General features: G+C 71.8%; 17 protein-coding genes. 7 read left to right on the top strand and 10 right to left on the bottom strand.

Features of this window, described 5'->3' with window-relative positions; genetic code table 11:
• Window positions 1-80: 80 nt before the first annotated feature.
• From ACIRR9_RS05690 to ACIRR9_RS05680, 3 genes are all read left to right on the top strand, one after another.
• Window positions 81-1,592 (top strand): APC family permease, encoded by a 1,512-nt coding sequence (locus ACIRR9_RS05690; RefSeq protein ID WP_384556950.1) that lies wholly within the window; start codon window positions 81-83, stop codon window positions 1,590-1,592.
• A gap of 111 nt (window positions 1,593-1,703) precedes the next feature.
• Complete coding sequence (locus ACIRR9_RS05685; RefSeq protein WP_403747908.1) at window positions 1,704-2,816, top strand: DUF6801 domain-containing protein; 1,113 nt, start codon at window positions 1,704-1,706, stop codon at window positions 2,814-2,816.
• Complete coding sequence (locus ACIRR9_RS05680; protein WP_403747906.1) at window positions 2,809-5,319, top strand: NACHT domain-containing protein; 2,511 nt, start codon at window positions 2,809-2,811, stop codon at window positions 5,317-5,319. Before ACIRR9_RS05685 ends, ACIRR9_RS05680 begins: the two co-directional genes overlap by 8 nt.
• Before the next feature lie 30 nt (window positions 5,320-5,349).
• On the opposite strand, the gene ACIRR9_RS05675 is transcribed toward ACIRR9_RS05680, so the two are convergent.
• Window positions 5,350-5,844 carry a GbsR/MarR family transcriptional regulator gene (locus tag ACIRR9_RS05675; protein ID WP_403747903.1) on the bottom strand — a complete coding sequence of 165 codons (495 nt, stop codon included), beginning with the start codon at window positions 5,842-5,844 and terminating at the stop codon, window positions 5,350-5,352.
• Window positions 5,845-5,918: 74 nt separating this feature from the next.
• Here ACIRR9_RS05675 and ACIRR9_RS05670 point away from each other — a divergent pair, with 74 nt between their 5' ends.
• Together ACIRR9_RS05670 and ACIRR9_RS05665 are read left to right on the top strand one after the other, a co-directional pair.
• On the top strand, window positions 5,919-6,824 hold the full coding sequence (locus tag ACIRR9_RS05670; RefSeq protein ID WP_403747901.1) for an ATP-binding cassette domain-containing protein: 906 nt from the start codon (window positions 5,919-5,921) through the stop codon (window positions 6,822-6,824).
• Window positions 6,821-8,386: an ABC transporter permease gene (locus ACIRR9_RS05665; RefSeq protein WP_403747899.1), complete on the top strand. Its 1,566-nt coding sequence runs from the start codon at window positions 6,821-6,823 to the stop codon at window positions 8,384-8,386. Before ACIRR9_RS05670 ends, ACIRR9_RS05665 begins: the two co-directional genes overlap by 4 nt.
• A gap of 3 nt (window positions 8,387-8,389) precedes the next feature.
• On the opposite strand, the gene ACIRR9_RS05660 is transcribed toward ACIRR9_RS05665, so the two are convergent.
• Window positions 8,390-9,592, bottom strand: a complete 1,203-nt coding sequence (locus ACIRR9_RS05660; protein WP_403747896.1) for a cytochrome P450 — start codon at window positions 9,590-9,592, stop codon at window positions 8,390-8,392.
• A gap of 146 nt (window positions 9,593-9,738) precedes the next feature.
• On the opposite strand from ACIRR9_RS05660, the gene ACIRR9_RS05655 reads away from it, so the two are divergent.
• Together ACIRR9_RS05655 and ACIRR9_RS05650 are read left to right on the top strand one after the other, a co-directional pair.
• Window positions 9,739-10,479, top strand: coding sequence for a GntR family transcriptional regulator (locus ACIRR9_RS05655; protein WP_403747895.1), 741 nt, complete (start codon window positions 9,739-9,741; stop codon window positions 10,477-10,479).
• A gap of 3 nt (window positions 10,480-10,482) precedes the next feature.
• The gene (locus ACIRR9_RS05650; RefSeq protein ID WP_403747892.1) at window positions 10,483-11,721 is read left to right on the top strand and encodes an MFS transporter; all 1,239 of its coding nucleotides are present in this window, start codon (window positions 10,483-10,485) and stop codon (window positions 11,719-11,721) included.
• A 46-nt stretch (window positions 11,722-11,767) separates the two neighbouring features.
• On the opposite strand, the gene ACIRR9_RS05645 is transcribed toward ACIRR9_RS05650, so the two are convergent.
• The 8 genes from ACIRR9_RS05645 to ACIRR9_RS05610 form a co-directional block, all read right to left on the bottom strand.
• Window positions 11,768-12,568 carry an MHYT domain-containing protein gene (locus tag ACIRR9_RS05645; protein WP_403747889.1) on the bottom strand — a complete coding sequence of 267 codons (801 nt, stop codon included), beginning with the start codon at window positions 12,566-12,568 and terminating at the stop codon, window positions 11,768-11,770.
• Between the two features lie 239 nt (window positions 12,569-12,807).
• Window positions 12,808-13,473 (bottom strand): response regulator transcription factor, encoded by a 666-nt coding sequence (locus ACIRR9_RS05640; protein ID WP_316770986.1) that lies wholly within the window; start codon window positions 13,471-13,473, stop codon window positions 12,808-12,810.
• Complete coding sequence (locus tag ACIRR9_RS05635; protein WP_403747887.1) at window positions 13,470-14,837, bottom strand: sensor histidine kinase; 1,368 nt, start codon at window positions 14,835-14,837, stop codon at window positions 13,470-13,472. The genes ACIRR9_RS05640 and ACIRR9_RS05635 overlap by 4 nt, the downstream gene beginning before the upstream one ends.
• 130 nt (window positions 14,838-14,967) lie before the next feature.
• Window positions 14,968-15,675, bottom strand: coding sequence for a response regulator (locus tag ACIRR9_RS05630; RefSeq protein ID WP_403747885.1), 708 nt, complete (start codon window positions 15,673-15,675; stop codon window positions 14,968-14,970).
• Window positions 15,656-17,119, bottom strand: a complete 1,464-nt coding sequence (locus ACIRR9_RS05625; RefSeq protein WP_403747884.1) for a sensor histidine kinase — start codon at window positions 17,117-17,119, stop codon at window positions 15,656-15,658. Before ACIRR9_RS05625 ends, ACIRR9_RS05630 begins: the two co-directional genes overlap by 20 nt.
• Window positions 17,112-18,317: an acyltransferase gene (locus tag ACIRR9_RS05620; RefSeq protein ID WP_403748177.1), complete on the bottom strand. Its 1,206-nt coding sequence runs from the start codon at window positions 18,315-18,317 to the stop codon at window positions 17,112-17,114. Before ACIRR9_RS05620 ends, ACIRR9_RS05625 begins: the two co-directional genes overlap by 8 nt.
• Before the next feature lie 91 nt (window positions 18,318-18,408).
• Window positions 18,409-19,365 carry an alpha/beta hydrolase gene (locus ACIRR9_RS05615; protein ID WP_403747881.1) on the bottom strand — a complete coding sequence of 319 codons (957 nt, stop codon included), beginning with the start codon at window positions 19,363-19,365 and terminating at the stop codon, window positions 18,409-18,411.
• Window positions 19,366-19,722: 357 nt separating this feature from the next.
• On the bottom strand, window positions 19,723-20,598 hold the full coding sequence (locus ACIRR9_RS05610) for an alpha/beta hydrolase (RefSeq protein ID WP_365341919.1): 876 nt from the start codon (window positions 20,596-20,598) through the stop codon (window positions 19,723-19,725).
• Between the last annotated feature and the right edge of the window lie 227 nt (window positions 20,599-20,825).

Raw genomic sequence — 20,825 nt, 5'->3', positions numbered from 1 at the left:
CGAGGCCCTTGGTCGACTCATTCGGACTACAGAGTTCCCGTCCAGTACCGCACCGGATCAGCAGGAGAGGGGCCATCCCGATGGCAGTGGACGAGGGAGTCGCCCCGGCGACGAACACCAGTGAGGACAACGCCGTTCACCGGCTCAAGCCCAACGCCATCGGCCTGCTGGGCGTGGTCTTCATGGCCGTCGCGACGGCCGCGCCGATCACCGCGATGACGGGCAACGTGCCCTTCATGGTCTCGTCGGGCAACGGCATCGGCGCCCCGGCCAGCTACCTGGTCGCAATGGTCGTACTGGCAATCTTTTCCGTCGGCTTCACCTCGATGGCGAAGCACATCACCTCCACCGGCGCCTTCTACGGCTTCATCTCCTACGGTCTCGGCCGCACCGTCGGCCTCGCCTCCGGGCTCCTCGCGACCTTCGCGTACGTCGTCTTCGAGCCGGCCCTGATCGGCATCTTCTCGGTCTTCGCCAACACCACGCTCAAGGACCAGACCGGCCTCGACATCCCGTGGTGGGCCTTCGCGATCCTGATGCTCGCCATCAACGCGACCGGCACCTGGTTCGGGGTCTCGGTCGCCGAGAAGCTCCTCGTCGTGCTCCTCGGCACCGAGGTCACCGTCCTCGCGGCGATGGCCATCTCGGTCGCCCTGCACGGCGGCGGCCCGCACGGCTTCACCTTCGGGCCGGTCAACCCGGTCAACGCCTTCAAGGGCACGTCCGCCGGTCTCGGACTCTTCTTCGCCTTCTGGTCGTGGGTCGGCTTCGAGTCGACGGCGATGTACGGCGAGGAGTCCCGTGACCCGAAGAAGATCATCCCCAAGGCGACGATGATCTCGGTCCTCGGCGTCGGCGTCTTCTACGTCTTCGTCTCCTGGATGGCCATCATCGGCAACGGCGAGACGGAGGCCGTGAAGGCGGCCTCCTCCGCGAACCCGCTCGCCCTCTTCTTCAACCCGACCGAGCACTACGTCGGCCACTGGGCGGTCGTCGTCATGCAGTGGCTGATGATCACCGGCTCGCTGGCCTGCGGTATGGCCTTCCACAACTGCGCCGCCCGCTACATGTACGCGCTGGGCCGCGAGGGCGTCCTCCCGAAGCTCCAGAACACGATCGGCCGTACGCACGCCGAGCACGGCTCCCCGCACATCGCAGGCCTGGTGCAGACCGTCGTCTCCGCCGTCCTGATCGCCGCGTTCTGGATCGCGGGCAAGGACCCGTACAACGCCCTCTACGTCCTGCTCGCCATCCTCGGCACGATGGCGATCCTGGTCGTGCAGGCGGTCTGCTCCTTCGCGGTCCTCGCCTACTTCCGCAAGAACCACCCCGAGAGCCGGCACTGGTTCAAGACCTTCACCGCCCCGCTGATCGGCGGTGTCGCGATGCTCGCCGTGGTCGTCCTGCTGGTGTCCAACATGGGCGTCGCGGCGGGCGCGGAGTCCGGGTCGCTGCTGCTGAAGGCAACCCCCTGGCTGGTGGCCCTGGTCGCGGCGACGGGCATCGGCTACGCGCAGTACCTCAAGCACCGCTCGCCGGAGCGGTACGCACTGCTGGGACGGACCGTGCTGGAGGAGACCAAGGAACGGTAGGGCTGCGACAGCAGGGGCGCCTGGGACGCCAGGGGCGGCCGGTCATGGAAGTGCGGTGAATCTTCCTCCGCATCTCCGGCCGCCTCCGGCGTGGGTCCTTAAGGTGCGCCCATGTCGGATGAACTGCCAACAGGGCTCACCGGCCCCGCAGTTGGCTTACGCAGGATCGCCGGCCGACATCGGGCGGCCACACTTGTCGTCGCGCTTGCCGCCGGCTTCGGCGGTGTCGGGGCCGTCATCGTGGCGGGTGCCGGGAGCGCGGGCGCGGCTTCCGCGACGGTCCGGTTCGCCTGTACGTTCACGAACATCGGCGAGGCACCGATGACCGCGTCGATCGTGTGGAACGCCTCGGACACCTACACCGTCGGCCGTCCCACCCCGCGCGTGCCGATCGAGGCCACGACCACGGTCGACCCCCAGATCCCGCAGTGGCTCCGCGCCATCGGGGCGACCAGCGTCCAGGGCTCGGCCGAGGCGGCCACCGTCGTCTCCGCGCCCGACGGGGACACCGACAGGACGCTGCCACTGGACATCCCGGTGACCCAGCTCCCGTCGTCCGGCCCGCTGAAGCTGAAGGCGAGCGGGGCCATGCCGCCGCTGCGCTTCACGCGGGCGGGCACGGCGAAGGTCTCCGTCGGCGACGTGACCCTGCACCTCACCGCGCGGATGGCGGACGGCAGCCCGACCCCGTTCGGCACGGTGAACGGGTCCTGCGCGGTGGCCGCCGGGCAGAGCGGCACGGTGACGACGCTGCGGATCAGGCAGGAGGCTTCGCAACAGCCGACACCGACCGGGACGGGGGCGGGATCGGGGTCGGGATCGGGGACGGGGTCGGGGTCGGGATCGAGGGCTGGTGCCGGATCTGGTTCTGGCTCTGGGGCGGGTTCTGGTTCCGGGTCGGGTTCCGGTTCCGGTTCCGGGGCGGGTGCAGCGGCCGGGGATGCCGGAGCCGGATCGAGCGGGGGTTCCTCCCGCAGCCCCGGCCCGAGCGGCTCGGTCACGGCGAGCGGTACGCCGAAGGAGTCGAAGGAGTCGAAGCCGGCCGTACCCCGCGGCGCCCCGACGGTGGGCGCCCCCGAGGCCACCTCCGACCTCCGCACCTCCGCCCGGGACCGCACCGCCCTACCGGTCTCGCTGCGGGCGGCGCTCGGGGTGCTGGCCGTGGCCGGGGTCGCGTTCGGGAGCACGATGTGGTTCAGACGGCACCGGGGCGAGGATGGCTGAAGACCCTGAAGAGGGGGAGAAGCGGCCCACGGACGGCAGGCAGGCGCCCCCCGGCATGCACGCCGAACAGCACGGCGACGGAACGATGGTGGTCGCCGGAGTCATCCGCGAGCTGAAGCTCAGCCTTCCCCCGAAGGGGCCGCTGGACGAACTCGTCGCAACGACCCGTCGACTGGTCGGGCTGGCCGACGGACTGGTCGTCAGGACACACGCACTGGCCGGCCGGACCCGCGAACTGACCGCGGCGGTGGCCGAGTTCACCCAGGCGATCGATCGGTTGACCTGGGAGATCGACGAGTTCGTCCTGGTGCCCGACGATCTGGCGAGGGTGGCCGACAAGTTGGCGGGTGCGCTCCACGGCCGCTGGCAGGCCGAGGGAAAGCAGCGCGGGATCCAGGACGCCGACCCGCTGCCCGTGCGCTGGCATTCCGTGCACGCGGACCAGCTGGAACTGGACCACCCGGAACGCATCTGGGGGGATCAGGCGGAGGACGACCTCAGCGGGCGGCTGGACGAGATCGCCGAGGTCCACCGCCGGCTGCCGTACCGCCGTCTCGTGGTGCTGGGGCCGGGCGGTTCGGGAAAGAGCGTGCTGGGCGTGCGGTTCGTGCTGCGGCGGCTGGAGCACCGGCGCCCCGGCAAACCCGTCGCGGAGATCTTCGGCCTCGGCTCCTGGAACCTGGCCGAGGACTCGCTGGAGGACTGGCTGAGCCGCCAGTTGCGACGCGACCAGCCGTGGCTGGCCGAGGTCACCGCAGACGGCCGGACGACCCTGGCCGAGGAGCTGGTGAACTGGCGGCTGATCCTGCCCGTCCTGGACGGATTCGACGAGATTCCCGAGCCCCTGCGCGCCAGAGCCCGGGAGTTGCTCTCCGAGAGCTCGCTGCCGTACGTCCTGACCAGTCGCCGCGAGGAGTACCGGACGGCCGTGGCGGACAGCAGAGGGCTGCATCGCGCGGCCGTGGTGGAACTGGCCGAGCTGTCCCCGGACGACGCGGTGGAGTATCTGCGGTTGCGCAGCTCCCGGCACGCCGCGCCCGGCTGGAACCGGGTGCAGACCGAGATGGAGAGCAACCCCGACGGCCCGCTGGGCCGCGCGCTGTCCACCCCCCTGATGGTCGACCTGGCCGCGATCGTCCACGGCGAGCGGGGCACCAGCGGGGCCGGCAAGGCGGCACGCGGACCGGCGGAACTGCTGGACGACGAGCGCTTCGGCACCCGCGAGGCGATCGAGGACGACCTGCTGGGCGGTTTTCTGCACGCCGTCTACCGGGACCGGCCCGCCGAACACCGTGAACGCGTCCAGGAGTGGTACGGCTACCTCGCCCACCACCTCGGCGACTCGTCCGACCTCAAGTGGTGGGAGCTGGGCGGCAGAACGGTGAGCCGTCCGGTGCGCATGGTCGTGGTCGGCACCGTGGCCGGGCTCGCCTTCGGGCTGCTGGACACACTCGCGGTCTGGTCGCTGATGCCGTTCGTGACGCCCAGACCCCCGTACTGGTTCGCGGCCGCGCTGCTGCGCGGAGCCTGTATCGCGCTGCTGTCGGGCACGGCGTTCGGGCTGATGTACGCGGTCACGGACGGGAGCGCAGCGGTCGAACCGTCGGGGGTGAGCATGCGGTTCCTCGGCGGCACGAGGCCGACCCGCCGTATGTTCACCCGTCGGCTGGCGGTCGGGACCGGCGGCGGATTCGGGTTCGGATTCGTCACCTGGCTCGTGGCCGGGCTCGCACAAGGGTTTCTGACGGGAACGGCCCTGGTGCCGACCCTCCTGCTCGGGCTGTGGAACGGGCTGGCGGGCGGGCTGCTGTCCGGGCTGGTCCTCGGGTTCGCCTACGGCGGCGGAGGCGGCGGACCCGCCGTCAGACGCCTGCGGCTCAAGGGCGTGATCAGGCACTTCAGGAGGGTGCTCGGGCCACGGCTGGCGATCGGGTACGCGGGTGCGTTCATGTGCGCGTTCGTGTTCTGGATCGGGGGCCCGCTCGTGACCGCCCTGGCGGTGGGAGGCGGCCCGGGGCTCAAGACCGTGCTGGCGTCCGCGTTCGTCAGCGGCCTGGAGTACGCGCCCGTGTTCGGGCTCGCGTACGCCCTGGCGGCGGCACTCGCCGCACCGGTCCGCCTCGACGCCACGAGCGCCCCCACCCGCCTCCTGAGGACCGACCGCACGGCGGTGATGCAGCAGGCCCTCGTGAACACGGTGGTCTTCGGAGTGGTGGGATGGCTGTTCTACGGGAGGGTCGGCGACGTTCCGGACTGGCTGTTCTACACGGTGGAGGGCGGGCTGGGAACCGGGATCGCGTACGGGCTCGCGCTGACCGCCTGGGGCCGTTGGGTGGCCCTGTCCCGCATCTGGCTGCCGTTGACCGGCCGGCTGCCCCGGGATGTCAACGGTTTCCTGAAGGACGCCCACCGCAGAGGCGTCCTGCGTCACTCGGGTGCCGTGTACCAGTTCCGCCATGCCCGGCTCAAGGAACACCTGGCGCGGACGTACGAGGAGGAATGACGAAGGGGACGACCGAGGGGATGACGGGGGTCAGTCCGTGCCGAAGAGCTCCTCCCGGCGCACCCGCCACCGCTCCATCATCTGCGCGATCTCCCCGTCCACGAACTCGAAGAACGCCAGCGTCTCGGCCATCCGCCGCCCCGCCGGGGTCTGCGGGCCGAGGCTGTTCACGCCCTCGCGCAGGGCGTGCTCCCACCGCTTGATCACGGCTTCCCGGTTGGTGAGGGCCTCGTACCACTGGTTGCTGTGCACCCGGTACCGCTCCCGCCGCGACCCCGGCTCACGCTCCCGCGCCACCATGTGCTGCTGCGCCAGATAACGCACCCCGCCGGACACCGCCGCCGGGCTGACCTGGAGCTGCTCCCCCAGTTCCACCGAGGTCAGGGTTCCCGAGTCGGAGGAGAGCAGGGCCGCGAAGATACGTGCCGGCATGCGCTGCATCCCGGCCTCGACGAGCTGCGCCGCGAAGCTCTCCACGAACTGGGAGACCGCCTCGTGGTCCCGCCCCACCGCATCCGTAGTCATGGTCACCAGCCTAGCGACGGTTTCTACACTTCCTTAACTTCACAAGTTTCTGAAAGAAGCGTACGTTCTGAACCATGACGAAGGCAATCACGGTCGCCGGGCTCCACAAGTCCTTCGGCCGCACCCACGCCCTGGACGGTCTCGACCTGACCGTCGAGGCCGGCGAGGTGCACGGCTTCCTCGGCCCCAACGGAGCCGGCAAGTCCACCACCATCCGGGTCCTGCTCGGTCTGCTGCGCGCCGACTCGGGCGCCGCGCAGATCCTGGGCCGCGACCCCTGGACGGACGCCGTGGAGGTGCACCGCAGGATCGCCTACGTCCCCGGGGACGTGACCCTCTGGCGCAATCTCTCGGGCGGCGAGGTCATCGACCTGTACGGCCGGCTGCGCGGGGGGCTGGACGCCCGCCGCCGGACCGATCTCATCGACCGCTTCGAGCTGGACCCGACGAAAAAGGGCCGCACGTATTCGAAGGGCAACCGGCAGAAGGTCGCCCTGGTCGCCGCGTTCGCCTCCGACGTGGACCTGCTGATCCTCGACGAACCGACCTCGGGCCTCGACCCCCTCATGGAGGAGGTCTTCCAGCGCTGTGTGGAGGAGGAGCGCGACCGCGGCCGTACCGTCCTGCTCTCCTCCCACATCCTGAGCGAGGTCGAGGAGCTCTGCGACCGCGTCAGCATCATCCGGGGCGGCCGTACCGTCGAGAGCGGCTCGCTCGCCGACCTGCGGCACCTCACCCGCACCAGCGTGACCGCCGAACTCGCCGGTCCGCCCAACGGGTTGGCGCACCTGCCCGGCGTCCACGACCTCGACGTCCAGGGCCACCGCGTCCGCCTCCAGGTCGACAGCGACCAACTCACCGCGGTGCTCCGCTCGTTGAGCGAGACGGGGGTGCGTTCCCTGACCTCCACGCCCCCGACCCTGGAGGAGCTCTTCCTGCGCCACTACCAGGACGAGACCGAGCAGGTGGCGGCGCGATGACCACCCTCACGGGCACCGGCACCCTGTTGCGCTTCGCGCTCCGCCGCGACCGCGTGACGACCCCGGTCTGGATCGCGGTGAACGCGCTGATGGTCCTCTCCATGCCGAACACCCTGAAGAGCCTCTACGGCACCGAGGCCGAACGCACCGATCTGGTCCGGCAGTTGGAGACGAACGCCTCCTTCCGCGCGCTGATCGGCCCGATCCACGACACCTCGCTCGGCGGTCTCACCGCCTGGCGGGTGGGGGTGTACGCCGGTCTCCTCGCGGCCGTGACCGGCCTGCTCGTCGTCGTACGGCACACCCGCGACGAGGAGGAGACCGGCCGCGCGGAGCTGCTGGCGTCCGGCGCGGTGGGCCGCCGGGCGTCGCTGACCGCGGCCCTGTTGGCGGCGGGGGTCGCCAACGCGGTCCTCGCGCTGCTGATCACGGCGGGGCTCGCGAACCAGGGAGCGGCCGGCGCACTGGCCCTCGGTGTCGGCGTCGGTGCCGTCGGCATGGTCTTCGCGACGATGGCGGCGATCGTGGCACAGCTGACGGAGAGCGCGCGGCTGGCGCGGGGTCTGACGTCGGCGGTCCTGGGCGCGGCCTTCGTGCTGCGGGCGGCTGGGGACTCGGCGACGAGCGACGGTTCGTCGGTGTGGACCTGGCTCTCCCCGCTGGGCTGGCTGGAGAACCTGCGTCCCTTCGCCGCCGAACGCTGGTGGGTGCTGCTGCTGTCCACGGCGACGGTGCTGGTGCAGGCCGCGGTGGCCTACGTCCTGGCCGGGCGCCGGGACCTGGGCATGAGCTTCTTCCCGGCCCGTCCCGGCCCGGCCGCCGGTCGCCTCGGCTCCGCCGCCGCCCTCGCCTGGCGGCTGCAGCGGGGCGGTGTGCTCGGCTGGTCGCTCGGTTTCTTCCTGGCCGGTGTGGTCTACGGCGGCCTGACGGAGGGCGCGGCCGGCCTGGTCGGCGACAACGAGAACGCCCGCGAGATCTTCGAGCGGATGGGCGGCCGGGGCGGGCTCACCGACGCGTTCCTCGCCTCGATGGTCGGCATGCTGGGCCTGGTCGCCGCGCTGTATGTCGTGGCGTCGGTCCTCCGGCTGCACGGCGAGGAGACCTCGGGCCGCGCCGAACCCCTCCTCGCAGGCCCGGTGGGCCGGCTGCGCTGGGCGGCCGGCCATCTGACGATCGCCTTCGGCGGCTCGGCCCTGATCATGCTGCTGGCCGCGGCGGGCTTCGCGGTCGGCTACGGCAAGGAGGCGGGCCCGATCCTGGCCGCCTGCCTGGTCCAGCTCCCGGCGGTGTGGGTGATCGGCGGGTCGGCGGTGGTCTTGTACGGCCTCGCCCCCCGCCTGGCCCCGGCGGCCTGGGGTGTCGCGGTGGCGGTCCTCCTGATCGGCTGGGTGGGTCCGGCCCTGAACGCCCCGCAACTCGTCCTCGACCTCTCCCCCTTCGGCCATCTGCCGAAGCTGCCGGGCGGGAAGATGGCGTGGCCCCCGGTACTGACCCTGCTGGCACTGGCCACGGTACTGACGGCCTCGGGGCTGGCGGGGCTACGGCGGCGGGATGTGGCCTGACCGTCACAGTGCCACGCGCAGTCCCTCCAACCCGCGGATCACGAAGTTCGGCTTGCGCTCCGGTTCTGTCGCCAGGCTCAGTGTCGGGGCCCGGTCCAGCAGGGCCGTCATGGAGGCGGCCAGTTCGATACGGGCGAGCGGGGCGCCGATGCAGTAGTGGATGCCGGCGCTGAAGGAGATGTGCGGGTTGTCGCCGCGGGTGAGGTCGAGGTGTCCGGGATCGCGGAAGACGGCCGGGTCGTGGTTGGCCGAGCCGAAGAGCATGGCGATCTCGGCACCGCGCGGGATCGTCGTCCCGTCGATCTCGACCTCGTCCAGCACCCAGCGTTCGAAGAGCTGGAGTGGGGTGTCGTAGCGCATCAGCTCCTCGATCGCGGTGGGGACCAGGGAGTGGTCGGCGCGCAGGGCGGCGAGCTGGGCGGGGTTGCGGAAGAGCGCGTACCAGCCGTTGACCGTGGCGTTGACGGTCGCCTCGTGGCCGGCGTTGAGGAGCAGGACGGCGGTGGAGATCATCTCCTGCTCGGTGAGCCGGTCGCCCTCGTCGTGCGCCTCGATGAGCCCGGAGATCAGGTCGTCGCCCGGCTCGGCGCGCCGCTCGGCGATCAGCTGCAGCAGGTACTCGGAGAACTCGACGCTCGCGCGTACCGCCCGCGCGGCCGTCTCCTCGGACGGGTTCAGCTCGTACATCCCGCAGATGTCCGCCGACCAGGGGCGCAGCGGGGCCCGGTCCGCCTCCGGGATGCCCAGCATCTCGGCGATGACGGCGACGGGGAGGGGTTCTGCGACATCCTTGAGGAGATCCCCGCCGCCCGCTTCGACCAGGCCGTCCACCAGCTCACCGGCGAGTTTCGCCACGTACGGCTTGAGCCGCTCGACCGTGCGCGGGGTGAACGCCTTGGACACCAGGCGGCGGATGCGGGTGTGGTCCGGGGGTTCGAGGTCGAGCATGCCGTGGTCGTTGAGCGTGTGGAACGGCTCGTGCTCCGGCGGGGGCGCGGTCCGCCCGAAGTCCTCGTGCGTGAACCTGTGCTGGTACGTCCGCCCCAGCCGCCGGTCCCGCAGCAGCGCCGAGACGTCGGCGTGGTGCGGGACGAGCCACTGGTTCGTGGGCTCGAAGTACTGCACCCGGCCCCTGGCTCGGAGCTCGGCGTAGGCGGGGTACGGGTCGGCGAGGAAGTCCGGGTCCCAGGGGTCGAAGGCTGCCATGGACGGACGTTAGACCGCCGGTCCCCCTTCTGACCAGGGGTGACCGCCCTACGGAACGTATTGCTGCTGCATCAGCTTTCCGTGGGCGCAGTAACTTGCCGACTCCGTCCGAAGCGAGAGAGCAGCGAGAGAGCGGAGCGCCGCGCATGTCCCGAGAGGCCCCCTATCTGACCGTGGCCGGGGTGCTGCGTGCGCGGATCGGCGCGGGCGAGTGGCGGGTCGGGGGGCGGCTGCCGTCCCGGGCCCGGCTCGCCGAGGAGTACGGCGTCGGCCGCAACGTCGTACAGCGGGCCGTGGACCTGCTGGTCGCCGAAGGGCTGCTCGAAGGGCGGGCGGGCTCGGGGACGTATGTCCGGGTCCCGCGCGAGCGGCTGCGGATGGTCCGCTCCCGGCGCCGCGAAGGCTCGCTCGCCGCCCTGACCGAGCGGGGCCGGGCGGGTGCCTGGGACGCCCACAGCGAGGTACGGGTCCCGGCTCCGCAGGACATCGCCGAACGGCTCGCCGTCTCCCCCGGCGACCTCTGCGTCCGCACGCACTACGAGTTCCTCGCCGGCGGTCAGCCGGTGCAGCTCTCCGAGTCCTGGGAGCCGTTGGCCCTCACCGGCGGCACCCCGATCGTGCTGCCCGAACGCGGGCCGCTCGCCGGAAAGGGGGTCGTCGCGCGCATGCGGTCCATCGGCGTGCACGTCGGGACGGTGGTCGAACTGCCCCGCCCGGCCCGCGCCACGCGGGCACAGGCGAACCTGCTGGGTATCCCGGTCGGGGACCTCGTGCTCCGGATCGAGCGGACCATTCACGACACCGGCGGGCGTCCCGTCGAGACCGCCGACATCGTCGTCCCGGACGTCCGCCGGGAGGTCGTCTACGAGTTCGCGGTGGAGGGATAGCGGATGGGCCGCCCTCCCCTGCGTTCCGGCCTTTTGCGCGACCCGGACTTCGGCCGTCTCTTCGTCGCCACGGCACTCGGCCAGCTCGGCGACCGCATCATCTTCCTGGCCCTGCCGCTGGCCGCGATCGTGTCCCTCGACGCCGACGCGTTCCAGGTCGGTGTGCTGACCGCGCTGACCACGGCCGGCTCGCTCCTGGTGGGGCTGCCGGCGGGCGCCTGGGTGGACCGCCTGCGGAAGCGGCCGGTGATGATCGCCGCCGACCTCGCGAGGGCACTGCTCCTGGTGACGGTGCCGGTGGCCTGGTGGGCGGGTCTGCTCACCCTGCGATGGCTCTACGCCGTGGCCCTGGCGCACGGCGTGCTGACCGTCTTCTTCGATGTCGCCTACGTCAGTTATCTGCCGCACCTGGTGGGCCGCGGCCGTCTGGTCGAGGGCAACGCGAGGCTCTCGGCGATCCGCTCGGTCACGAGTATCGGCGGCCCGGCGCTGGCCGGACCGCTGGTGGGCGGGGTCGGCGCGCCCGCCACCCTCCTGGCCGGTTCGCTGGGGATGGCCCTGTCGGCTCTGCTCGCCATCAGCATCCGCGGACGGGAGGAGAGGCCGGAGCCGGGCGGACACCGCCGACTGGGCCGGGACATCGCGGAAGGCCTGCGATTCGCCCTCGGGCATCCCGCCCTGCGCGCGATGATGCTGGCCGACGCGGTGTTCAACCTCTCCCTCGTCATGTACCAGACCATGCTGCTGGTCCACCTGGAACGGGCGCTGGGGCTTTCGCCCTTCGGGATCGGCCTCGTCCTGTCGGGGATGGGGTGCGGTGCGCTGCTGGGGGCACTGCTGGCTGTCAGGGTCTCCGCGTGGCTCGGGCAGGGGCCGGTCATCTGGCTGGCCCCACTGGTCACTTGCCCGCTGACCGCGCTGATGCCGTTGGCGCGGCCGGGCTGGACCATGGTCGTGGCCGCGATCGGCCTCGCGGCGCTCTCCCTGGGCGGGGTGGTCCGGGTGGTCGCGCAGTCGAGCCTTCAGCAGGCCCTCACCCCGGACCGGCTCCTCGGCCGGACGAACGCGACGGCCCGCTTCGTCTCCTGGGGAGGCATCCCGCTCGGCGGACTCCTCGGCGGCGCCTCGGGCTCGGCGTTCGGTGCGGCGGCCACGCTGTGGATCGGCGCGGCCGGAATGACACTGAGCGTCCTTCCGAACGCCCTGTCAGCGCTGCGCGGTGGCCTTGAGGCGATCGACTAGAAGCATCGCCGTCGCCGCCACCGGAGCAGCACCGGGCGCACGGGCCTCACGACGTGTAGTGCCGGCTCCCCACGGGCTCCGGGTGCTGGTTCGTGGAGTTCCAGTCCGGCTGGCCGCCCACGACCTCGGGGTCGAACATGACGATCGCGCCCGCCACGATCAGGGCCGCGACCGGGCCGGCCAGCATGACCAGCAGGAAGGCGAGCAGGCTCGTCGAGGACTGGCCGCCCGTCTGCATCTGGGTCACGTGGACGCTCACCGCGGCCATGCCGGTGTAGTGCATGGCCGAGACGGCCGCGCCCATCACCAGGCCGGCCCCGATGGTCGCCCACACCGTGCTGATCGACACCGCCGCCCAGAGCGCGGCGGTCGCGGCGACCACGGCGATCACCACGGAGAGGACGACGACCGTGGTGTCGTAGTGCACGGCGCCGGCGGTGTTCACCGCGGCCATGCCGAGGTAGTGCATCGCCGCCACCCCTATACCGGTGATGACGCCCGCGGTGCCGAGGGTGAGCGGGCCCGAACCCCGGTAGCCGACCAGGAAGACGCCGACGGCGACCACCGCGATGCAGACGAAGAGGCTCAGCACCGTCTGTCCGGCGTCGTAGCTCACCAGAGCGCCGTCCACGCTGAAGCCGATCATCGCGATGAAGTGCATGGTCCAGATGCCGCAGCCCAGGGAGATCGCCCCCAGCGCGAGCCAGCCCAGTTTCTTCTCACCGCGCCCACGGCCGATCGAACGGGTCGTGCAGCGCAGGGCCAGCACGGAGCCCAGAAACGCCATCAGATAGGCGGCTATCGGGGTGATCATGCCGTAGTGGAACTCGGACACCTCAGCGGTCATCGCGGCAACTTTCTTCACGCGAAACAGGGATAAAAACGGCTCCCGCCTGGGGAAGCGGGAGCGTGGGGACGGGGGTGATCAAAAAGCGAAGAAGCTGAACGAAAGGGGAGTTGCCGGACAGCTGAAACGAGCCATCTGGCTGATTCCTTCACCATTCAAACACGACTTGAGCGCACTGTGTCCACACCTGTACCGCTCGCGATCGAATCGCAACAACGACTGTGCTCTGGGCATGTGCGCTACCCCGGCGTCACCAGCCGTGCCTCGTAGGCGAACACCGCCGCCTGGGTGCGGTCCCGGAGGCCGAGCTTCACCAGGATCCGGCTGACATGGGTCTTGATCGTCGACTCGGCCACCACCAGGCGCTCGGCCATCTCCGCGTTGGAGAGGCCGTGAGCGATGAGGATCAGGACCTCCGTCTCGCGGTCGGTGAGGTCGCCATAGGCCGCGTGGGCCGTGGACATCAGGCGCGGTGTGTCGGAGAGCTTCGAGAACTCCGTGATCAGGCGCTTGGTGACCGACGGGGCCAGCAGGGCCTCACCCGAGGCCACCACCCGTACGCCGTCCGCCAGTTGGCGGGCCGAGGCATCCTTGAGGAGGAAGCCGGAGGCCCCCGCGCGCAGGGCCTGGTAGACGTACTCGTCAAGGTCGAAGGTGGTGAGGACCAGGACCTTCGCCGTGCTGTCGGCGGCCACGATCTCCCGGGTCGCCTCGATGCCGTTCAGCTCGGGCATACGGATGTCCATCAGGACCACGTCGGGGGTCAGTTCACGGACGCGGTCCACCGCCTCACGGCCGTTGACCGCCTCGCCGACGACCTCGATGCCCGGCATCGCGTTCAGCAGCACCGAGAAGCCCTCGCGCACCATCATCTGGTCGTCCGCGATCAGTACACGGATGGTCATGCGTCACCTTCGGCCGCGGTGACGGCCGGCAGGAACACCGTCACCTCATAGCCCCCCTCGGCCGTCGGAGCCGCCGTCATCTCGCCGTTCAGCATCGAGACCCGCTCCCGCATGCCCGTGATGCCGTGACCGGCGCCGGGGGACGGCTTGAGCAGCGCGGTCCTGGGCGGCGGACCGTTGACTATGCGCAGGCCCAGGCCGCCGATGACATAGCCGATCTCGACTCTGGCGCTCGCGCCCGGCGCATGGCGCAGGGTGTTGCTCAGCGCCTCCTGGACGATGCGGTACGCCGACAGCTCCACGCCCTGCGGGAGTTCACGGACCGCGCCGGTCATCCCCTTGTCGACGGTCAGGCCCGCCTCCCGCACATTGGCGAGCAGGGCGTCCAGGTCGGCGAGGGTGGGCTGCGGGGCGTCCGGGGCCTCGTAGTCCTCGGCCCGGACCACACCCAGGACACGGCGCAGCTCGGTGAGCGCCGCCACCGCGTTCTCGCGGATCGTGACGAACGCCTTCTCCAGCTCCGGCGGCGGGTTCTCGACCCGGTAGGGGGCCGCCTCCGCCTGGATGGCGACCACCGACATGTGGTGGGCCACCACGTCGTGCAGTTCACGGGCGATCGTCGTGCGCTCCTCCAGCAGGGTGCGCCGGGAACGCTCGTGCGCGGTCACCGTCTGCTGGGCGGTCACCTCCTGCCGGGCCTCGCTGCGGATGTGCCGGACGGTCACGCCGAGCAGGGACAGCGCCGAGAGGAAGAGCAGCTCCATGGTGTCGGAGCCGAAGTAGTGGCCGCCGCGGAAGACCGTCTCCGCCGCGACGCCGTACACCGCCGTCAGCACCCACATCCACGCCGCCGTGCGCGGCCTGGTGCGTATCGCCACGACGGTGAGCACGATCAGGTGGCAGGCCAAGCTGCCCGGCAGCCAGGGCCACTCGGTGTCCCACTCGCTCCCCAGGGCGGCCGCGACCGGGGTCGCCACCATCGACAGCCAGAACGCGCCGACGGGCCGCACCATGGTCAGCAGGACCGGGACCAGGGCGAGCAGGCCGAGCACCAGGTTCATCGCGGCGCCGTTGAAGCTGTCCGAGGCGATGAGCATCGCGACGAGGCCGGCCGCGCCGATCAGGGCGTGCGGTCCCCAGGCCGCGTACTCCCGCAGCGGGCCGGGGAGCCGGCGGGCGAACCGGCCGTCGGTGCTCGCCCGGGGCAGCGGACGGTAGGCGAAGGCGTCGTGGAACAGCTCCTGCCGCAGGCCGCGCAGGGCGTCCATCGCCGCCCGGAACTCCGGACTGCGCGGCTTGTACGGCTCGAACGCGCCGTCCGGTGGCTCCGGTGGCATCGACTGCGTGTGGGTCGTCTCGGTCACGTACACGACCGTAGGCGGAGGGCCGGGTCACCGTCGTCACCTGTGAGAAGGGTCCTTGGACATCCCTCTCAGGTACTACGGGGACGAGGGGACGAGCGGACGAGGGGACGAGGGGACGAGCGGAAGGCCGTCAGTAACCGGAGGGCCGTACCAGCCCCGACTCGTACGCGAACACCGCCGCCTGGGTGCGGTCCCGGAGGCCCAGCTTCACCAGGATGCGGCCCACATGGGTCTTCACGGTCTGCTCGGCGACCACCAGCCGCTCGGCGATCTCCGCGTTCGACAGACCCTGCGCGATCAGCGCGAGGACCTCCGTCTCCCGCTCGGTCAGCTCGCCGACGCGCGTCTTCAGCGGAGCCCGCACCCTGCCGCCGTCCAGCTGGGAGAACTGGGCGATCAGCCGCCGGGTGATACCGGGCGCCAGCAGTGCGTCGCCGGCCGCCACCACTCGGACCGCCTCGGCGAGCTTGTCCGCGGACGCGTCCTTGAGCAGGAACCCGGACGCGCCGGCCCGCAACGCCTCGTACACGTACTCGTCCAGGTCGAAGGTGGTGAGCACCAGCACCTTGATGTCCGGGTGCTCGCCGACGATGCGGCGGGTGGCCTCGATGCCGCCGAGCTCGGGCATGCGGATGTCCATGAGGACGACGTCCGGGGTGAGTTCGGCGACCTGGACCACCGCGTCCAGCCCGTCCACCGCCTGACCGACCACCTCGATGCCCGGCTGGGCGTTCAGCAGCACGGTGAAGCCCTGCCGGACCATCTGCTGGTCGTCGGCGATGACCACGCGGACGGGGCTGCCGCCGCTCCTGCTGTTGTCACTGCTGATGCTCGTCATGCGAGGCGTCCTTCGGGTCGATCACGTCGGTGGCGTCAGGGGCCTCGGTCGCGTCGGCGGCATCGGGGCCGGAGCTGGTGCGGGCGGTGGGGGCGGTGGCCCGGAGGGTGTTCAGGCCGGTGGCCGGGACGGTCACGGGGAGGCGTGCGAAGACCCGGTAGCCGCCGTCCGGCCCGGACTCCGCCGTCAGCGCGCCGCCGAGCATCGCCGCACGCTCCCGCATGCCGAGCAGACCGTGTCCGGCACCCGGCGACGCCGGAGCGGGCCGGGTCGGCCGCGAGTTCCTGACGGACACCAGCAGCCCGTAGGGGACGTACTCGATCGCGACATGGGCGGTGGCACCCGGCGCGTGCCGCAGGACGTTGCTCAGCGCCTCCTGGACGATCCGGTACGCCGACAGCTCCACACCGGAGGGCAGTTGGCGGCGGTCCCCGTCGATCCGGGTGGTCACGGTCAGACCGGCCGCCCGGGTGTTCTCGACCAGCGCGTCCAGCCGGTCCAGGGTCGGCTGCGGGCTGTGCGGGCCGGCACCGGCGTCCTCGGGCGCGTCCGCGTCGGGGCTCTCCGAGCGCAGCACGCCCAGCACTCTGCGCAGTTCGGTGAGCGCCTCCAGTGCGTTCTGCCGGATGCCGTCCAGGTTCTCCTTGAGCTCGTCCGGCGGGTTATCCACAAGGTGTGGAGCGACCTGGGCCTGAATGGAGATGACCGACATGTGGTGGGCGACCACGTCGTGCAGCTCGCGGGCGATCCGGCTGCGCTCCTCGAGGAGGGTGCGCCGGGCCCGCTCCTCCTCGGTGAGCGAGGCCTGACGGCCGAGTTCCACCCGCGCCTCGCGGCGGCCGCGCAGCGCGCTGCCGAGCGCCACGACGATCGCGGACAGGACGACGGTGACCACCGAGGTGGACTCGTGCAGCGGCGCACCCCACACGCCGTCGAGCAGCCAGGTGACCAGCCCGGTCAGGGCCAGTGCCTCGACCGCCACCCGGGCGCGGACCCGTAGTGTGAGCAGCAGCAGGACCAACAGGTGCGCGATGATCCCGGCCGCGGTCCAGGGCCAGGTGAACACGACCTCCGGTGTCATGCCCAGCCGGCCGTGCAGAGCGATGGCGCCCACCAGCATGGCCGTCATCGACAGCCACCAGGCCGGGATGGGCCGCCACATCGCGAGGACCACGGCGCCGCCCGGTGCGAACCCGAGCAGCGAGGCGAGACCGGCACCCAGATGCCCGTTGTGCTGGAGCTGTGCGATGCCGCCGACGGTGATGCCGAACGCCGCCAGGCACAGCACACCGTGCGGCAGCCGGCGCAGCCGGAGGGAGGCGGGCAGCGGGTCGGGACGGGCGGTCCACAGGTCGTCGCGGAGTATCTGCAGCAAGCGCGGCGCGCGGTCGGACCACTCCGCCCGCCGGGTCCCCGTCTCCGTCACATCGATCAGCCTAGACATGGCGGGCTCCCGTCGGTGTCGTCCGATCGGACGAGCGGTGCGTTCTGACGATGCGTGAGCGGCCGGCGCGGGACCGGGTGTGCGTGCGCGTACGAGCACGGGTGCGGGAGCCGGAGCGGCGTGGGGTGCCGGGGTGCTCGTAGGTGTGGAACGCCGCCCAGCAGACGGCGAGGGTCAGGGCGAAGGCCGGGAGCCAGAGCAGGCGGGCCGCGGCCCAGCCGAGGTGGTCGGGGGAGGTGTGGAGGCCGGGTAGGCGGCCGAGCAGGAGGCCGGTGGCCGTGGTCGCCATCAGGGCCGTCTGGTGCCAGAGGAAGATCGTCATGGCGGAGAGGTTCACGAAGGCCACCGCCGCCCAGGCCATGGGCCGTCGCATGGTGCGGCGCAGCCGCTCACGCAGCAGCAGGGCCAGGCCGCACTGCGCGAGGCCGAAGGTGACGGCGGCCAGGGTGGGCGGGTTGAGGTTGGAGACGGACGCGCCCGGGACGCCGACCATCGAGGCCGGGTAGCCCGCGCAGGCTATGAGCCCGGCCGTCGCCGCCGTACCGCCCGTGAACAGGACCCAGCCGGCGCGTGGGCCGTCCAGTTCGCCACGGGTCCAGGCGGCGCCCAGGGTGTACGGCACCAGCCAGCCCGCCGCCAGGTTCACCCAGCCGATGGCGGGCGGGGCGCCGAAGCCGAAACGGAGAAGGTCCACGTGGAGGACGACGGCCAGCGGCCACAGGGGGTTGAGCCGGGTGACAAGAGGGGTCGCCGCCGTCAGCGCCGCGAAGACCAGCAGGAACCAGAGGGGGGACAGGGCGAGTTTGACGAGGGTGTGGACGGTGGTGACGTCGGTGCCGGAGAGCAGCAGGGCGGTGGTCGCGATCGTCCAGAGGGTGAGGAGTGCGGCCACCGGTTTGAAGAGACGGGACAGACGGGCCGTCAGCCAGCGGCGGTAGGGGATGCCCTTGGCCCGGGCCGCGGTGTAACCGCGGGTTGCCACATGGCCGCCGACCAGGAAGAACACGGCGAGGGTCTGGAACACCCAGGAGATCGGGGCCAGCCGGGGCAGATGCTGGAGGGGGCTGTCGGTGTGCAGCCTGCCGCCGTCCGCCACCAGCGCCGTGACCAGCCAGTGGCCGAGGACCACGCCGAGGACGGCGAACGCGCGGAGGGCGTCCACGGCACGGTCGCGGTCGGGCGGGGTGGCGGTGTCCATACGGTGGGCGAGACGCCGGGTGCGGGCGGGGAGGTGACGTACGGGGTCGGAGAGGTGTCGTACGCGGTCGGAGAGGCGGAGCGGAGGAGGCTTACGCACGGCTGACCTCCGTCGTCTCGCCGAGGACGATCCGGGCGAGGTTGGCCAGGGAGACCGAGCCCGGGGTGAAGTAGTCGCTGTGGCCGCCGGGACCTGCCGCGAAGACGCGGGCGCCGAAGCGCGGGGACACCGGGTCGGGGCCGAAGCCGACGGTCGTGCCGAAGAGATCCGCCTCGATGTGCGGGACCTCGGCTATCCAGTCGCCGGCTCCTCGGGCCGCCCAGACGCGGGCGGATGTGTGCAGGGCGGCGGCCGAGGCGGCGCCGGTGCCGGGGCTGCCGACCAGGGCGATGTCGGTGACGCCGAGGCCGGTGAGGGCGGGAGCGGTGCCGGCGCAGACGACCGTGCCGTAGGAATGGCAGAGGAGGGAGATCGCCGCCGGCTCGGGGGCGGTGAGGGTGCGGAGTTCGCGGATCAACTCCCGCAGGTGTGGGGCCGCTTGGTCGGCACGGCCCTGGGTGAGGACCGTGGTGCTGATCGTCGCCGGGGTCTTGTAGCCGAGCCAGGCGACGACGGCGGTCGGTGTGTGTGGCCGGTCGTGGGTGAGGCGTCGGTACAGGGCCTCGGCCGCGGCGTGGAAGCGAGCGTAGGTGTCGAGGGTGGTGTCCGAGCCGGGGACGAGGACGGCTACACGGGTGGCTTGCGCCAGGTCGCCCAGAACCTCGGTGGCCTGGCCGGTGCCGCGGGCGTCGAAGTGGAGCAGGTGACGGGCGGGGGACGCGAGGGTGCGGTCGGCGGCGGCACGGGAGACATCGCCGTGGGCGGCCGCCATACGGGCGGCCTCGGCGGCGTTCTCGCGGTTGGCCCGGTAGGCGGTGGCGAGGGTGGCCGCGGTGAGCGCGGCGGGGAGACGGGCCGGGGGCGGGGCGGGGATCTGGGGCCGGGTGGCCGCGGAGAGGGGGAGGACCACGGCGGCGGTGAGGAGGGCGGCGAGGGTGGTGCGGCCCAACCGCCGAGTGCGGCGCAGCCGCTCGGCGCCGCGGCTCAGGGGCGGGGATGTGCTTGGCGGGGATGTACTGGGCGGAGATGTGCTTGGCGGAGATGTGCCTTCCGCTGCTTCGAGCGCGGGGTGCGTGCCGGTCCGGGCGTCATCCGCCCCCCGAGCAACCCTCTCCCGCTCCCCCGTCGCACCCGCCATGGCGGCCCTCCCCGTTCAGTTCGCCCGGTCGTCGGGCTTGTCTGATCGGGAAAATTACGGAGCGGGCCGTGTCGTTCGCGTCCCGCCAGGGGACTCACCTGGGAGGTAGCTCTCAGGTACTACGGGTATGCCGGGTAGGGAGGCTCAGGGGCGCTCAGGGGCGGGTCCTCACCACGCCAGTTGCGCGATCTCCTCCGCCGCCACCGCGCACGCGTCCGCCGCCGGGTCGATCAGGGGGAAGTGGCCGACCTCCTCCAGCAGGGTCAGGCCCACCACCTCGCCCGCCTTGGCCGCCGCGTCCGCGTAGGCCTCGGCGACCGCCTGCGGGACGACCTCGTCCGCGCGGCCCTGGACCAAGGTGGTCGCGATGCCCGTGGGGAGCAGCAGCGCGGGGTCCGCGTAACGCTGGCGTTCGGTGAACTTGGCTTCTCCGCCGAGGAGTTGGAGCGCCGCGTTGCCGCAGACGTCCAGCTTCTCCGCCATCGCGAAGTCCGCGATCGGGGCCAGCGCCACGACACCGCGCAACTGCGCCGGGGCCGGGGTGCGCCACACGGCGTCGGCGGGCAGGACATGCCGTGCCGCCGCCCACAGGGCCAGGTGGCCGCCCGCCGAGTGGCCGGTGAGGACCATGCGGCGGAGATCCGCCTGGGGCAGTGCCTCGCGGGCCAGACCCGGCAGCGCGTCCAGCGCGGCCGCCACGTCGTCGAAGGTGTCCGGCCAACGGCCCGCCACCGGCGCCGTACCGCCCTGCGCGGGCAGCGTCGCGCCGCGCCGGTACTCCACGTTGGCCACCGCGAAGCCGCGCCGGGCCAGGTAGTCGGCGAAGGGGGTGATGTGACCGCGGTCGTACGGTGCGCGCCACGCGCCGCCGTGCAGGACCACCACGAGCGGAGCCGACGGCTCCTCGATGCGCGGGGCGTAGAAGTCGATCACCTGGTCGGGGTGGTCGCCGTAGGCCGCCGTGGCGTCGGGCGCGACATGCGGGTGCGAGAAGGCCGACTCCTCCTCGGCGGCGGCCCGTGCTGCTGCGGCGTCGTCCGACATGCTCCAACCTCTCAACGGCGATGGGGGTCCCTCCCAGGCTTTCGGCACTGGGGGAAACTTTGGCGGACCAGGTGGGGAACACGGCCGTTGGCCGGGACGGTATCAGGCCGGTGACGTGCGGGGACACGCGGATGTCACGCACGGTGAGGATTAAACGGTTCTGTACCGTCCCGGCCCCCACACTGGGATCACTATGTCGTCATGTCGCCCGCCGTTTCCGTCGGTTG

This window comes from Streptomyces sp. NPDC101234, assembly GCF_044767525.1.
In the GTDB taxonomy this organism is placed as follows: domain Bacteria; phylum Actinomycetota; class Actinomycetes; order Streptomycetales; family Streptomycetaceae; genus Streptomyces; species Streptomyces sasae.
This window is presented reverse-complemented; position numbering and strand designations above follow the sequence as displayed.

Coding starts and splice junctions, on each gene's coding strand:
- ACIRR9_RS05620 (WP_403748177.1), bottom strand. CDS start 18,317: ATGGACACCGCCACCCCGCCCGACCGCGACCGTGCCGTGGACGCCCTC.
- ACIRR9_RS05670 (WP_403747901.1), top strand. CDS start 5,919: ATGACGAAGGCAATCACGGTCGCCGGGCTCCACAAGTCCTTCGGCCGC.
- ACIRR9_RS05625 (WP_403747884.1), bottom strand. CDS start 17,119: ATGTCTAGGCTGATCGATGTGACGGAGACGGGGACCCGGCGGGCGGAG.
- ACIRR9_RS05685 (WP_403747908.1), top strand. CDS start 1,704: ATGTCGGATGAACTGCCAACAGGGCTCACCGGCCCCGCAGTTGGCTTA.
- ACIRR9_RS05650 (WP_403747892.1), top strand. CDS start 10,483: ATGGGCCGCCCTCCCCTGCGTTCCGGCCTTTTGCGCGACCCGGACTTC.
- ACIRR9_RS05665 (WP_403747899.1), top strand. CDS start 6,821: ATGACCACCCTCACGGGCACCGGCACCCTGTTGCGCTTCGCGCTCCGC.
- ACIRR9_RS05680 (WP_403747906.1), top strand. CDS start 2,809: ATGGCTGAAGACCCTGAAGAGGGGGAGAAGCGGCCCACGGACGGCAGG.
- ACIRR9_RS05630 (WP_403747885.1), bottom strand. CDS start 15,675: ATGACGAGCATCAGCAGTGACAACAGCAGGAGCGGCGGCAGCCCCGTC.
- ACIRR9_RS05610 (WP_365341919.1), bottom strand. CDS start 20,598: ATGTCGGACGACGCCGCAGCAGCACGGGCCGCCGCCGAGGAGGAGTCG.
- ACIRR9_RS05655 (WP_403747895.1), top strand. CDS start 9,739: ATGTCCCGAGAGGCCCCCTATCTGACCGTGGCCGGGGTGCTGCGTGCG.
- ACIRR9_RS05660 (WP_403747896.1), bottom strand. CDS start 9,592: ATGGCAGCCTTCGACCCCTGGGACCCGGACTTCCTCGCCGACCCGTAC.
- ACIRR9_RS05675 (WP_403747903.1), bottom strand. CDS start 5,844: ATGACTACGGATGCGGTGGGGCGGGACCACGAGGCGGTCTCCCAGTTC.
- ACIRR9_RS05645 (WP_403747889.1), bottom strand. CDS start 12,568: ATGACCGCTGAGGTGTCCGAGTTCCACTACGGCATGATCACCCCGATA.
- ACIRR9_RS05640 (WP_316770986.1), bottom strand. CDS start 13,473: ATGACCATCCGTGTACTGATCGCGGACGACCAGATGATGGTGCGCGAG.
- ACIRR9_RS05690 (WP_384556950.1), top strand. CDS start 81: ATGGCAGTGGACGAGGGAGTCGCCCCGGCGACGAACACCAGTGAGGAC.